At 41.6% G+C, this 12,854-nt stretch carries 11 protein-coding genes; 8 read left to right on the top strand and 3 right to left on the bottom strand.

Features of this window, described 5'->3' with window-relative positions:
- Nucleotides 1-179 precede the first annotated feature (179 nt).
- The gene (rodA, locus tag N1I87_RS14520) at nucleotides 180-1,349 is read left to right on the top strand and encodes a rod shape-determining protein RodA (RefSeq protein ID WP_341102483.1); all 1,170 of its coding nucleotides are present in this window, start codon (nucleotides 180-182) and stop codon (nucleotides 1,347-1,349) included.
- A 61-nt stretch (nucleotides 1,350-1,410) separates the two neighbouring features.
- Here the strand turns inward: rodA and N1I87_RS14515 are convergent, their stop codons facing one another.
- Nucleotides 1,411-2,628 carry an MFS transporter gene (locus tag N1I87_RS14515; RefSeq protein ID WP_341102481.1) on the bottom strand — a complete coding sequence of 406 codons (1,218 nt, stop codon included), beginning with the start codon at nucleotides 2,626-2,628 and terminating at the stop codon, nucleotides 1,411-1,413.
- A 133-nt stretch (nucleotides 2,629-2,761) separates the two neighbouring features.
- Between N1I87_RS14515 and N1I87_RS14510 the strand changes: the two genes are divergently transcribed.
- The 5 genes from N1I87_RS14510 (at nucleotide 2,762) to N1I87_RS14490 (ending at nucleotide 8,261) form a co-directional block, all read left to right on the top strand.
- Nucleotides 2,762-3,496 carry a FadR/GntR family transcriptional regulator gene (locus tag N1I87_RS14510; RefSeq protein WP_003352508.1) on the top strand — a complete coding sequence of 245 codons (735 nt, stop codon included), beginning with the start codon at nucleotides 2,762-2,764 and terminating at the stop codon, nucleotides 3,494-3,496.
- 381 nt (nucleotides 3,497-3,877) lie between these two features.
- Nucleotides 3,878-5,071 carry an ISL3 family transposase gene (locus N1I87_RS14505; RefSeq protein ID WP_341102477.1) on the top strand — a complete coding sequence of 398 codons (1,194 nt, stop codon included), beginning with the start codon at nucleotides 3,878-3,880 and terminating at the stop codon, nucleotides 5,069-5,071.
- 309 nt (nucleotides 5,072-5,380) lie between these two features.
- The gene (locus N1I87_RS14500) at nucleotides 5,381-6,100 is read left to right on the top strand and encodes a (Fe-S)-binding protein (RefSeq protein ID WP_003352507.1); all 720 of its coding nucleotides are present in this window, start codon (nucleotides 5,381-5,383) and stop codon (nucleotides 6,098-6,100) included.
- 20 nt (nucleotides 6,101-6,120) lie between these two features.
- Nucleotides 6,121-7,545: a LutB/LldF family L-lactate oxidation iron-sulfur protein gene (locus tag N1I87_RS14495; RefSeq protein ID WP_341102475.1), complete on the top strand. Its 1,425-nt coding sequence runs from the start codon at nucleotides 6,121-6,123 to the stop codon at nucleotides 7,543-7,545.
- Nucleotides 7,542-8,261 carry a LutC/YkgG family protein gene (locus N1I87_RS14490; protein WP_341102472.1) on the top strand — a complete coding sequence of 240 codons (720 nt, stop codon included), beginning with the start codon at nucleotides 7,542-7,544 and terminating at the stop codon, nucleotides 8,259-8,261. Before N1I87_RS14495 ends, N1I87_RS14490 begins: the two co-directional genes overlap by 4 nt.
- A gap of 78 nt (nucleotides 8,262-8,339) precedes the next feature.
- Here N1I87_RS14490 and N1I87_RS14485 read toward each other — a convergent pair whose 3' ends face one another.
- Both N1I87_RS14485 and N1I87_RS14480 read right to left on the bottom strand, forming a co-directional pair.
- Nucleotides 8,340-8,684, bottom strand: a complete 345-nt coding sequence (locus tag N1I87_RS14485) for a spore coat protein (protein WP_147542741.1) — start codon at nucleotides 8,682-8,684, stop codon at nucleotides 8,340-8,342.
- A 17-nt stretch (nucleotides 8,685-8,701) separates the two neighbouring features.
- Nucleotides 8,702-8,956 carry a hypothetical protein gene (locus tag N1I87_RS14480; RefSeq protein WP_003352503.1) on the bottom strand — a complete coding sequence of 85 codons (255 nt, stop codon included), beginning with the start codon at nucleotides 8,954-8,956 and terminating at the stop codon, nucleotides 8,702-8,704.
- Nucleotides 8,957-9,151: 195 nt separating this feature from the next.
- Between N1I87_RS14480 and N1I87_RS14475 the strand changes: the two genes are divergently transcribed.
- Nucleotides 9,152-10,069, top strand: a complete 918-nt coding sequence (locus N1I87_RS14475; protein ID WP_341102469.1) for a proline dehydrogenase — start codon at nucleotides 9,152-9,154, stop codon at nucleotides 10,067-10,069.
- Between the two features lie 331 nt (nucleotides 10,070-10,400).
- On the top strand, nucleotides 10,401-12,785 hold the full coding sequence (locus tag N1I87_RS14470; protein WP_341102467.1) for a 3-hydroxyacyl-CoA dehydrogenase/enoyl-CoA hydratase family protein: 2,385 nt from the start codon (nucleotides 10,401-10,403) through the stop codon (nucleotides 12,783-12,785).
- Nucleotides 12,786-12,854 lie beyond the last annotated feature (69 nt).

The following is a 12,854-nucleotide window of genomic DNA, read 5'->3' as shown; positions in this document are numbered from 1 at the left end:
ATAGCTGAAACATTGTTTTTAAAATGCTTTTTATTACTCATGTTGTCATTATGGAGAGAGACTTTCGTTATTTATCTTCAAAACTGTTGGATTTGAAACATTTTTCTATTGTGAAATTTACTTGAAAAGGTATAATGTTAGAGGTATATTGTAATTTTCTATGGGAAGAGGAGACATGGATGACTTCTCAAAATCAATCGCAAAGCCGTATTGATTATGGTCTTGTATTCATTTTGCTGTTGTTGTTGATCACTAGTTTAGTTGCGATTTACAGTGCGCAGTCAACTGGTCAATATAAAGAAAATTTCGTTGTCAAACAAATCATGTGGTATGGTGTCGGTATTGGCATTATTGCGTTAGTAATCCGCGTCGATGCCGATCAATGGATGAAGCTTTCATGGTTTACTTACGGTTTGGGCATATTGCTGTTGGCATTTTTAATCGTGGCGCCTTCCAGCATCGCTCCCGTCATCAATGGGGCAAAAAGCTGGTATAAAGTACCTGCCATGGGTTCGTTGCAGCCGTCCGAATTTGAAAAAGTGTTTTTGATTCTTGTGTTGTCTAGAATCATGGTTGAGCACCATCAAAAAAATCCCGTAAAAACAATCGAATCGGATTTTTGGCTCTTGATCAAGATGGGGTTGGCTACCTTTCTGCCGCTTTTTCTTGTGATGCAGCAGCCCGATTTGGGAACATCGCTCGTGTTAATTGCGATCCTGCTTGGAATGATTTTTGTCTCAGGAATTACGTGGAAAATCTTAGTTCCTTTATTCGGTTCAGCTGCTGTATTGATCGTTGGTATTTTCTATATGGTGCTGTGGCATCCGAAAATATTGGAAAAATATTTGGGAGTTAAACAGTACCAGTTTGGGCGGATCTATTCTTGGTTGGATCCGTACAGTTATCAAAGTTCGTCCGGATATCATCTAACCCAATCCCTGTTGGCCATCGGCTCAGGACAAACATTGGGAAAGGGTTTCGGCCAGCGGGATATTTATTTGCCTGAAAGCCACACTGATTTTATATTCAGTATTGTCGGCGAAGAATTCGGATTTCTGGGTGCTAGTGTAGTCATCAGCTTGTTTTTCCTGCTCGTTTACCATTTGACGAAAATAGCGCTTCAAACGAAAAATCCGTTTTATTCTTATATGTGCGCCGGCATTATTTCCATGATTACTTTCCATGTGTTCCAAAACATTGGAATGACTGTCGGGCTTCTTCCAATAACAGGAATTCCTCTTCCGTTTGTTAGTTATGGAGGGAGTTCGTTAATGGGAAATATGCTGGCGATGGGTCTGGTTTTTTCTGTGTATTACCATGAAAGAAGATTTATGTTTTCTTCCTATTAGATTTTGAAAAAAGGCGTTTTCCAAGGTCTTCGAATCTTGGAAAACGCCTTTTTTCGTCGTCCTAGTATCCTTTGTGATGAGTCGTGTCCGGTTTTCTTTTTATTTTCAATAACGGAAGAATTTCCGCAATAATGAGCGAGAGGACGAGCAGTGAAGCAATTAACCCGATCACCCCGATCCATCCGAATCGGCTCCAAAATGTGCCGCCCGTTGTACCGACGATGCTTGAGCCAGTATAATAAAACAACAAATATAAAGATGATGCTTGAGCTTTAAAGTTTAGAGCTCTTTGGCCAACCCATCCGCTCGCGATCGAATGTCCGCCAAAAAATCCAAATGTAAACAAAGCTACGCCCACGAGCTTAACCACCAGTATACTGTTGATCGTCACAATTCCCCCGAGAAGCATAATGCCAATGCTTGCGACAAGAGCTTTCGGCTTGCCAAAACGATCGGCCATTCGTCCCATAAATGTAGAACTGAATGTTCCTACCAAGTATATGAAAAAAATAAGTCCGACAATCGTTTGGCTCAAATGGTAAGGTTCACCCATTAACGGATAGTCGATATAGTTATATAATGTAACAAAACTTCCCATTAACAGGAAGCCTAGACTGTAAAGACAAAGCAGTCCGGGGTCTCTTAAACTTTGGCCAAGAGAGGAAAACAGCTTTCTTAAACTGGCTTTTTGAGCATGAAAATGACGGGAATCCGGAAGGGACTTCCAAAACCAAGCACTGACAAGAAGAGACAGGAAGGCGATGGCGCTTAAAGCAATATGCCAAGAAAACCAATCCGTCAGAGCATCTACAACCACACGGGAAACCATACCGCCGATGGATGTTCCGCTTACGTACATCCCCATTGCAGTGCCTAGGTTTTTAGGGTGGAATTCTTCATTGATGTAGGTCATCGCAATGCTTGGAAATCCCGCTAAGGCAATGCCCATAATCGCTCTTGCCGTTAATAAAAACCAAAAATTTTGACTGAAAGCTGTGACGGCTGCACAAATGGAAGAAAACAGCAAAGAGGCCACCATGATTTTTTTTCTTCCGACTGCATCGGATAAGGCGGAAACGAGAATCATCGAAACAGCCAACAAGCCGGTTGTAAGGGAAAGAGACAGGCTTGCTCGAGCCGGACATACATCAAATTCTTTTGAAAAAGTGGAGATCAACGGTTGGACGCTATACATCACGGCGAATGTAACAAAACTTCCTAAAAACAGGGAGAGAATCGTTTTTGAATATAATTTGCTCCCCTTTTCGATATATTCCATTGCTTTTACACCCTTTGCATTTGGAACACCAATCTGTTCCAGGTTTCTCTATTATTGTAACTCAAATTTTCCACTTTGATTGGAAAAAGATAATATAATGAAAATAGCAAAGATACAACGGGAGGAAACAATTTTGGAGTTTAAAAAAATAAAGCCGAAAAAAATATATGAAGAAGTGGCGAATGTCCTTTTAGAAATGATCCGCAACGGTGAGTTAAAACCGGGTGATAAATTACAATCGGTTCAGGCATTAGCCGAAAACTTTCAAGTGGGGCGCTCCGCCATTCGCGAGGCGCTTACTTCTCTGCGCGCAATGGGTGTCGTAGAAATGAGGCAGGGAGAGGGCACGTTTGTGAAAGAATTCAATCCGGATGGCATTATGTACCCTCTTTCGCAAGCGTATTTAATGAGTGATGAACAGATTGAGCAATTGCTGGAAATGAGAAAAATTTTGGAAACCGGAATAGTCGCCGCCGCTGCTGTTAAGCGGACAGACAGCGATTTGCGCCAAATTGGCGAGACCTTAGCCGAAATGAAAAAAGCGGTGGGGAATGAGGAATTGGGTGAAAAAGCGGATTTAGACTTTCATATGGCCATTGCTAAAGCTACGCAAAATCATTTGCTTGTTCGATTAATGCACCATGTTTCCGACTTAATGGCAGAAGCGATGAAAGAGACTCGCCGGTTACTCCTTTATTCTGAAGACGCTACAATGGAGAAATTAAACGAGGAACATGAAAGAATTTATCAGGCTATTGTCGACCGTGATAAGGAAGCTGCACGAAAAGCGATGCTAAAGCATTTAGAAGGTGTAGAGCAAGTTTTGATGGAAGCCTTTGCTGATGAGAAGAAGAAAAACGAAATGTGAAAAGGGCAAGCCTTTTACATATAAAAATATTGTTATAAGTTTGTGATGATAGGGCATTGACATGGAAGATAAAAGGTAGTATCGGGCTTTGATTAGAAAGCAGCAGCGGGAAATGAACTACCTGTCATCTTCCATGGCGTGCTTGTGGAGTTATCATTATACATATACTTTGGCCATGAAAGCCATAAAAAGCCCCTTTATAAGACAACTCTTATCATTTTTCTTGACCCGACTCAATTTTGATCTTATGGATTGTCCTTGAAAGAATTAAAAAATTTGATTCATCATCACATTTTGTGATGTTAGACAAAAAATAAGAAAACACCAACAGATTCCTGGCAATAATGTTAGCGTCACTAAACATAACAGGAGGTTCTGTCAGTGTTTTCCGTATCACTAGAATTGCCAGAATTTGAAGTTGTTAATCAAGAAATTTTGCCCACTCATTATCTTGTTCTTGTTGAGAAAAAAGATGAGGAGGAACGATGTCCTCATTGTGGGTTTCTCACATCATTTGTTCATGACAGAAGGACAAGGAAAGTTAGAGATTTATCCGTGTTAAATAAACCATTATATTTACTGGTGCTTGTAAAACGTTATCGTTGCCGAAACTGTAACGAAGTCTTTACGTCTTCCTTTGAATCGATTGGTTCTCATCAACACTATACGAAGCGTTTTTGTCTTTTCCTTTATGAACAGGTTCTCGGCACCACCATTCAAGAGATTCGTCGAAAATACCAGATTCCTTATTCCACGGTGGAGCGAATTTTTTATTCCGTCGCTCATGATAAAGCGAAGGAACATGAATCTGTCATCCAAGAAACTCAAAGCGATCAAGACATGACTTTGAGTATGGACGAAGTCGCTGTTCGAAAAGGACACAGCTATGAAACGGTACTATATGATGCGAACCTCGGTGCTGTCATGGGGATGCATCACAACCGTGATTTCGATTCAACGTTGGAACTTTTATCTTTAAAGGTCCTTCATCCTGAAAAGGTGAAAAACGTGGTCGTAGATATGTGGGATCCCTTTCATAAAGCCGTTCGCAAAGCGTTTCCTCATGCCCGGATGATCGTGGATAAATACCATGTTGTTCAAAAAGTGACTCAGGCGTTCGATCAAGTCCGTAAGAAAATCCCCGGATTAAAAAAAGCACGATTTATCCTACTGAAGGGCTATGAAAATCTGAAAGAAGAGAAACGAGAACGACTAAATGAACTATTAGAAAAACATGAAAACCTAGCCTATGGATATTATCTAAAAGAGCTATTTCGAGACTTTTATCAATCACCAAACTATGAGACAGCAAACCAGTACTTAAAAGAATGGCTTCAACTGGCTTGGAGTAGTCCTTTTCCTTCCTTCCATGAAGTGGCAAAAACGATCGAGAATTGGAAAGACCAGATTCTTCAATACTTTAAAACACCTTACACGAATGGACGAACAGAAGGCACCAACCGCAAAATTAAGAACATCAAACGACGAGCTTACGGGTATAGAAATCTTGATCGATTTAGAACACGTGTATTTTTGGAGTGTACAGGAAAAACTTATAAAAAACAGGTGTCCTAGCCTCTCCTTCTTCATCACTTTGATAATCATAGTTGGTGGAAAAGAAGCCGTCAAGGAAAGCACTTGACCGCTTCTTTTCCACCAACTGGCTGGTCTGTAAGATGAAGAAGGAGAGGGTTTGAGTGTCCCCCACTCTAGCTAACTGATTGTCAGAATTCTGTGCTAGTCACAAAAAATGGTGAAGAGACAAAAATTTTTTTGAATATTGTACTGATTTTGACATAATTATAGATATGATATACTATATATCATAAGGTCATCAGATGACCGGTTCTTTAGAGAAGCGATTAGAAAAAGAAGGTGGAACCATTGAAAGTCAGTTTATTTGTTACTTGTCTGGTCGATCTGTTTAAGACGAATGTAGGAAAAGCAACGGTAGAATTGCTGGAACATTTAGGATGTGAAGTTGATTTTCCGGAAAGTCAGATTTGCTGCGGCCAGCCCTCATACAACAGCGGGTATGTTGAAGAAACGAAGGATGCCATGAAACATATGATTAAGACGTTTGAACATTCAGAGTATGTTGTCGCTCCGTCTGGTTCATGCGCTTTTATGTTTAAGGAATATCCTCATATTTTTAAGGACGATCCAATATGGGAGCCAAAGGCAAGAGAATTGGCCGATAAAACATACGAATTGACACAATTTATTGTCGAAGTTCTTGGTGTTGAAGATGTGGGAGCGAAAATGGAAGGGAAAGCCACTTATCATACTTCCTGTCATATGACCCGTCTTTTGGGGGTGAAGGAAGCGCCGATAAAGTTATTGCGTAACGTGAAAGGACTGGAATTTACACCGTTGCCGGGCGCTCATTTGTGCTGCGGATTTGGTGGAACGTTTTCAGTCAAGATGGGACCGATCTCCGAGCAAATGGTCGATGAAAAAGTTTCAAATGTGGAAAGTACGGGTGCGGATTATTTGATCAGCGCTGATTGTGGTTGTTTGATGAATATCGGGGGACGTATGGAACGTCAAGGAAAACCGATTCGAGTCATGCATATTGCGGAAGTCTTAAACCATAGAGGGTAAAAGAAAAGAGGGGAGAAATCTTGTCGATCAAAATTGGAGTAGGAGACTTTAAAGAACGTGTTCATGAGGAACTGAATAATGAGTTTATGCGCGGCGCGGTTCGTGGCGCTCAAGAACGGCTTCGCATAAAACGTCTGGATGAAGCGGAACAACTTGGAAATTGGGAAGAATGGCGTTCTTTAGGAGAGGAAATTCGTCAGCATGTATTAAATCATTTAGATTATTATCTTTATGAATTAAGCGAAAATGTAGCGAAAAGAGGCGGTCATGTCTTTTTTGCCCGAACGTCGGAAGAAGCTTCTCAATACGTAAAAGAAGTGGTTCAGAAGAAAAAGGCTAAAAAAGTGGTGAAATCCAAGTCGATGGTCACGGAAGAAATTAATTTAAATTCATATTTGGAAGAAGCGGGCTGCGAAGTGATAGAGACGGATCTCGGCGAGTACATTTTGCAAGTGGACGAAGATCACCCATCCCATATCGTCGCTCCGGCTCTTCATAAAAATAAAAATCAAATTCGGGAAGTATTCAAAGAAAAGTTTCATTATTCCAATACGGAAAAGCCTGAGGAAATCACCGCTTTTGTAAGAAAACATCTTCGAAACGAATTTTTAACAGCCGATGTAGGGATTACCGGATGCAATTTTGCGATTGCCGAAACGGGTTCGATTACCCTCGTGACGAATGAAGGAAACGCTGACCTTGTCATGTCTATTCCCAAAACTCATATTGCCGTGATGGGAATGGAACGAATTGTTCCAACTTTCGAGGAAATGGAAGTTCTTGTAAGTCTGCTTTGCCGAAGTGCCGTTGGACATAAGCTAACCAGCTATGTGACGGCCATTACGGGTCCGAGAGAAGAAGGTGAAGCGGATGGACCGGAGGAATTTCATCTTGTCATCGTGGATAATGGTCGATCGGATATTTTAGGAACGGAATTTCAGCCGGTGCTTCAGTGCATTCGCTGCGCTGCTTGTATCAATGTATGTCCGGTGTATCGACATATCGGTGGACATTCTTACGGCTCCATCTATCCCGGACCGATTGGCGCTGTTCTTTCCCCGCTATTGGGCGGATATGAGGAATATAAAGAACTTCCCTATGCTTCCTCGCTGTGCGGAGCTTGTACAGAAGCATGCCCCGTGAAAATTCCTTTGCATGAGCTGCTTCTGAAACATCGGCAAGTCATTGTGGAAAGAGAAGGGAAAGCGCCTTTTTCGGAAAAAATCATGATGAAAGCCTTCGGGCTGGGAGCTTCCTCCGATATGTTGTATGGTTTGGGATCGAGAGCGGCTCATTCCGCTTTGAAACCGTTCACAAAAAACGCGCGTATTTCCAAGGGGCCCGGACCGTTAAAGGCATGGACGAAAATACGTGAATTTCCGGCTCCTGAGAAAGAACGTTTCCGAGATTGGTTTAAAAATCGGGAAGGTGGGAAGCAATCATGACGGGAATGATTCAAAATCGAACCTCGTTTTTGGAAAATATAGCTGAAAAATTGGGGCGAAACCCGATAACGAAGGGGGTGCATCGTCCGTCTTACAAGCATACGCCACAATATGAAGTGCTGAAAACAGCTACCCGAGATGAGCTTGTTTCGGTTTTGGCCAGTCAATGTTCGAATATCCATGTTCAATTGATGGAAACAACGGCAGATCATCTTGCTGAACAAGTCAAAACGGCTGTTCGATCATACGGAGGAGGGCCCGTATCCGTTTGGAAAGATGAGCGCTATGCCGAATACGGCCTCACCGACTTGGTAGAAAAAGAATGGCCGCATGAACAGACATTGGTCCATGTTTGGAATGATGATCTAGGGGAAGAAAACATCCGTTTAAGCGAGAAAGCCAATGTGTCGATCGTCTTTAGCGATATCACGCTGGCGGAATCCGGGACGGTCGTATTGTTTACGGGAAAGAACAAAGGACGGTCCATGACATTGCTGCCGAAACACTTTATTGCTTTGATCCCGCAAAGCACTCTTGTCCCAAGAATGACACAGGCCGCTCAAATCATCCGTGAAAAAATCAAAAAAGGTGAAGCCGTTCCTTCTTGCATTCAATTTATTACCGGTCCGAGCAACTCTGCCGATATCGAGTTAAGTACGGTTTATGGAGTCCACGGACCAGTGAAGGCTACGTACATTGTCATCAGCGACCGGTAAAGCATTAGAGCCTGTCCTCTCCTCTCCAAATGGTATTTATTCAGAGGAAGAGATCAGGCTCTTTCTTTAGGCCTCTTTTTATTGAGATGGATTGTTGTACGGAAATTGGCTGGAGTAGCTTTGATGCTGCTGATAAGATTGCTGGATTTTTTGTTGGTCGGCGGCCTCTAATGAATACCAGCCTTTTTGAAACATTTTTAAAAATATATCTCTTTGAGCATTTTGTGTTTCTGTAAGAATGTTTTGCAAATCGCGACGGAGCGGATCAATCGAAATTTCGTTCAATGCAACAGCATACGAAGTAGTCATGTACTTTTCAGTTGCCAGCATATCTTGAATAAAATCGCGATCGTTCATTTGCGGGGTTTCCGGCACCTGTATTTTTGGATTTTGGATTTTTTGCTGTTGATTTTGCATTTCCATCTTGTTTCCCCTTTCCATCATTGCTGCATCCCGTTATTTGGTGATTGCAAATGCGACAAAATAGTTTGATAATGACGCTGATGCATTTGACCATATGAATCTAAAGCAGATTTGATTTCCGGGTCTTGGCAATTTTGAGCGGCGAAATGCGCCTTTTTCATAGCTAATAAATTCCATGAAAGCATATCATTCACGTAAGAGAGATCTTTTGTCGTCATCACCGGCGGCGAAGACATGAAAGATTGCGGATTATTGGAATATGGTTGCTGCATTTGGTTCCCTCCTTTTTCCCTCTTAGCTTGTCTTTCTCCAGTAAAATTATGCAAATCGGAGCGTTTTTTGAATATATTTTTAAAAACAGGAAATGAAAAGACGAAAGTCTAAAGGCGATCGTGGAACTGCCCTCACTTTGAAACGTCCGTGTTTTCCTTCAGTAGCTGAAGATTTACGAGAAAAGGGGGAATACGATGGAGAAAATGATGCGAAATTTCTTTTTATTTCTTTCAAGAAATCGCTCATTCACAAAGATTGCCCAAAAATATGGCTTGAAATTCGGTGCATCCCGATTTGTCGCCGGGGAAACACTCCATCAGGCAGTCAAAGTAATTCAAGATTTAAATCAAAAAGGTTTAAGCGTTACAGTCGATTATTTGGGTGAGTTTGTGGAAAATGAAAAAGAAGCAGCAGAAATGGCGAATCAAGCCATTCGTACGATTGAGGCCATAGGGAAAGAATCATTAGATGCCGAGATTTCATTAAAACTGACGTCGTTAGGAAGCGACATATCTGAACAAACGGTATTGAGCAATATGCGCCGCATTTTGGAGGCGGCAAAAGAACGGTTTGTATTTGTGACCATTGATATGGAAGACTTTTCACGCTGTGAAAACACTCTTTCTGTCTATAAACAGTTAAAAACAGAGTATCCACAATTAGGGACCGTCATCCAAGCGTATCTATATCGATCCGAAAAAGACATTGATGATCTTGCATCTTTCTCCCCTCATCTTCGACTGGTAAAAGGGGCATACAAAGAACCGGCTTCTGTAGCGTTTCCAAAGAAAATGGATGTGGATGAAAATTATAAAAAACTGGTGAAGAAGCTTTTGTTGAACGGATTTTATACAGCTGTTGCCACTCATGATGATGCTATGATTGACTACACGAAAAAGCTTGTAAAAGAGTACAAGATTTCAAATGAACAATTTGAATTTCAAATGTTGTACGGCATCAGACCGGAAAAACAGCTTGAATTGGTTGAAGAGGGATATAAAATGCGTGTATATGTACCGTACGGATCGGATTGGTACGGATATTTCATGCGTCGACTGGCAGAACGTCCGGCCAATGTCGGTTTTGTTCTTAAAGGAATGGTCAAGAAATAACGGAAAAACGGGATTGGCTTTGTTCTTTTTGCAGAATCTCGATAACGGCCGCCGGAGTTATTCACGCAATCATTTGCCTTAATGAACAGAGCGAGTGAGTCTTTCGCAGTATTCAAAATTTATTTTATTTCCGCAGACTATTTTCATTCCTTTTTTTAAAAGTAAAATCGAAAAGAAACGAATAAAATGAAACACTTGATCGTCCACTTAAACAAGTAAAAAATTCATCTATTTTGTGCTGATTATTTATTGAAAAATTTAGAATATTCATATATAGTGGAGATAGGAAAATGAATGACCATTCATTCAAAAAGTGAAGGGGGAAATAGTTTTGGTATTACAAATCAAAAAGGCGGCTGTACTTGGATCCGGAGTTATGGGATCGGGAATTGCTGCCCATTTAGCCAATATTGGGCTGCCTACATTATTATTAGATATTGTTCCTCACGAACTGACAGAAGAAGAAAAAGTAAAAGGATTGACCCTTGCAGATAAGAAAGTCCGCAACCGCTTTGCAAGCGACGCTTTAAAAAAGCTTTTAAAACAAAAGCCCTCCCCGCTCACTTCTAAGAACAGCTTAAATCTCATTGAAGCAGGAAATTTGGAGGATGATTTAGAAAGACTCTCTGAATGCGACTGGATTATCGAAGTTGTGGTGGAAAGACTGGACGTAAAAAAGCAAGTATTAGAAAAAATTGATCAATATCGTAAACATGGAAGCATTGTCAGTTCCAATACTTCCGGCATTTCCATCGAAGCTATGGCAGAAGGCCGTTCCGCCGATTTTAAAAAGCATTTTTTAGGAACTCATTTCTTTAACCCCCCTCGTTATTTGAAGCTGTTGGAAGTGATTCCGACAAAAGATACCGATCCTGAAATTGTGCAATTTATAAAGCAATTCGGAGAAGAAACATTAGGAAAAGGGGTGGTAGTAGCCAAAGACACGCCCAATTTTATTGCGAACCGCATTGGCACTTACGGACTGCTCGTAGCTGTTCATGAAATGAAAAAAGCAGGTTTATCGGTTGGAGAAGTCGACTCGATCACCGGACCGTTAATCGGCCGCCCCAAAAGTGCTACTTTCCGTACGCTCGATGTAGTGGGGCTCGATACATTTGTGCATGTGGCCAACAATGTGTATGAAAAAGTCGAAGGAAAAGAAAAAGACGCATTTGAAGTGCCTGATTTTATGAATGAAATGCTGAAAAAAGGAAAACTTGGCGCTAAAACCGGGCAAGGTTTTTTTGTCAAAAAAGGAAAAGAAATACTCGAACTCAATCTGGAAACGCTGGAATATGAACCGAGAAAGTCTTTAAAAACGCCTACGGTAGAAAAAGCGAAGCAATTAAAAGGAACAGCAGAAAAAATGAAAGCGCTTATTTATGCGGATGATCAGGCCGGAACTTTTCTATGGAACGTGCTTGCTTCTACGTTAATCTATTCTGCCAAACTGCTAGGCGAAATCGCTGATACGATCGTGGCGATCGACAATGCTATGAAATGGGGATTTGGCTGGGAATACGGGCCATTTGAAACGTGGGATGCGATCGGAACGGAAACGTCGGTTCAAAAAATGGTATCGGAAGGAATGGACGTTCCCTCATGGGTAAAAGACATGATCGCCTCAGGCAATAAAACTTTTTATAAAGAGGAACAAGGAGAACGATATTTCTATCATAACGGCCGCTACGAAAAGGTTTCATTGCATCCGAAAGTGATCGATTTGAAAAGCTTGAAAAAACAAGGAAAAGTCATCAAATCCAACAATGGTGCAAGTCTGATTGATTTGGGCGACGAAGTGGCATTGCTTGAATTTCATTCGCCAAACAATGCGATTGGTCCGGACATTGTGGAAATGATCTATTATTCGATTGATGAAGTGGAAAAAAACTATAAAGGACTTGTGATCGGAAATCAAGGGAAAAACTTCTGCGTGGGAGCCAATCTTGCCATGATGCTGATGGAAGCACAAGACGACAATCTGTTTGAACTCGATTTTATCATCCGTCAATTCCAGCAAGCGACACTAAAAATTAAATACAGCAGTAAGCCAATAGTAGCGGCTCCGTTTGGAATGACATTGGGCGGCGGCGCGGAAGTTTGTTTGCCGGCGGCGCGTATTCAAGCTGCCGCTGAAACGTATATGGGGCTTGTAGAAGTTGGGGTCGGCTTAATTCCGGGAGGCGGCGGAACAAAGGAATTATATTGGAAACATTTATCCAATTTGCCGAGCGGTGTCGATTTTGATTTGCAAAAAATCGCCAATAAAGTTTTTGAAACCATTGCGATGGCGAAAGTGTCTTCTTCCGGTGAAGAAGCCCGCGAAAACAACTTCTTATCGAATGCGGACGGGATCAGCGTCAATCGTGACCATCAATTGTACGATGCAAAACAAGTGGTGCTTTCCCTTTATGAACAAGGATATCGTCCGCCGACCAGGAAAAAAGTGCCCGTTGTAGGAGAAACCGGTTATGCGATGTTGCTCTTGGCGGCTCAATCGATGTTTGAATCAGGATATATTTCCCAATATGATCGCCACATTGCCAAAAAGCTGGCATATGTCATTGCCGGAGGAAAACTGCCGTACGGAACGGAAGTAGATGAACAGTATTTGCTTGATTTAGAAAGAGAGGCTTTCTTGAGCTTGATTGCTGAGCCGAAATCCCAGCAGCGCATGCAGCACATGCTTGTAAAAGGCAAACCGCTGCGCAACTGACTTTTTTGGAGGCGAATCTTTTTGCTAGTCCGCTGGAACAAGAGAGTGAAAAAAACAATGTTGAAGGAG

Source organism: Bacillus sp. FSL W8-0102 (assembly GCF_038007225.1).
Lineage (GTDB): Bacteria > Bacillota > Bacilli > Bacillales > DSM-4216 > Bacillus_O > Bacillus_O smithii.
Note: the sequence above shows the minus strand (reverse complement) of the source record. Positions and strands in the feature narration are given on the sequence as shown.

What these genes read in the sequence shown, in the direction of transcription:
- N1I87_RS14490 (WP_341102472.1), top strand. Translation starts at nt 7,542, where the DNA reads ATGACGGGAATGATTCAAAATCGAACCTCGTTTTTGGAAAATATAGCT.
- N1I87_RS14515 (WP_341102481.1), bottom strand. Translation starts at nt 2,628, where the DNA reads ATGGAATATATCGAAAAGGGGAGCAAATTATATTCAAAAACGATTCTC.
- rodA (WP_341102483.1), top strand. Translation starts at nt 180, where the DNA reads ATGACTTCTCAAAATCAATCGCAAAGCCGTATTGATTATGGTCTTGTA.
- N1I87_RS14475 (WP_341102469.1), top strand. Translation starts at nt 9,152, where the DNA reads ATGGAGAAAATGATGCGAAATTTCTTTTTATTTCTTTCAAGAAATCGC.
- N1I87_RS14485 (WP_147542741.1), bottom strand. Translation starts at nt 8,684, where the DNA reads ATGGAAATGCAAAATCAACAGCAAAAAATCCAAAATCCAAAAATACAG.
- N1I87_RS14480 (WP_003352503.1), bottom strand. Translation starts at nt 8,956, where the DNA reads ATGCAGCAACCATATTCCAATAATCCGCAATCTTTCATGTCTTCGCCG.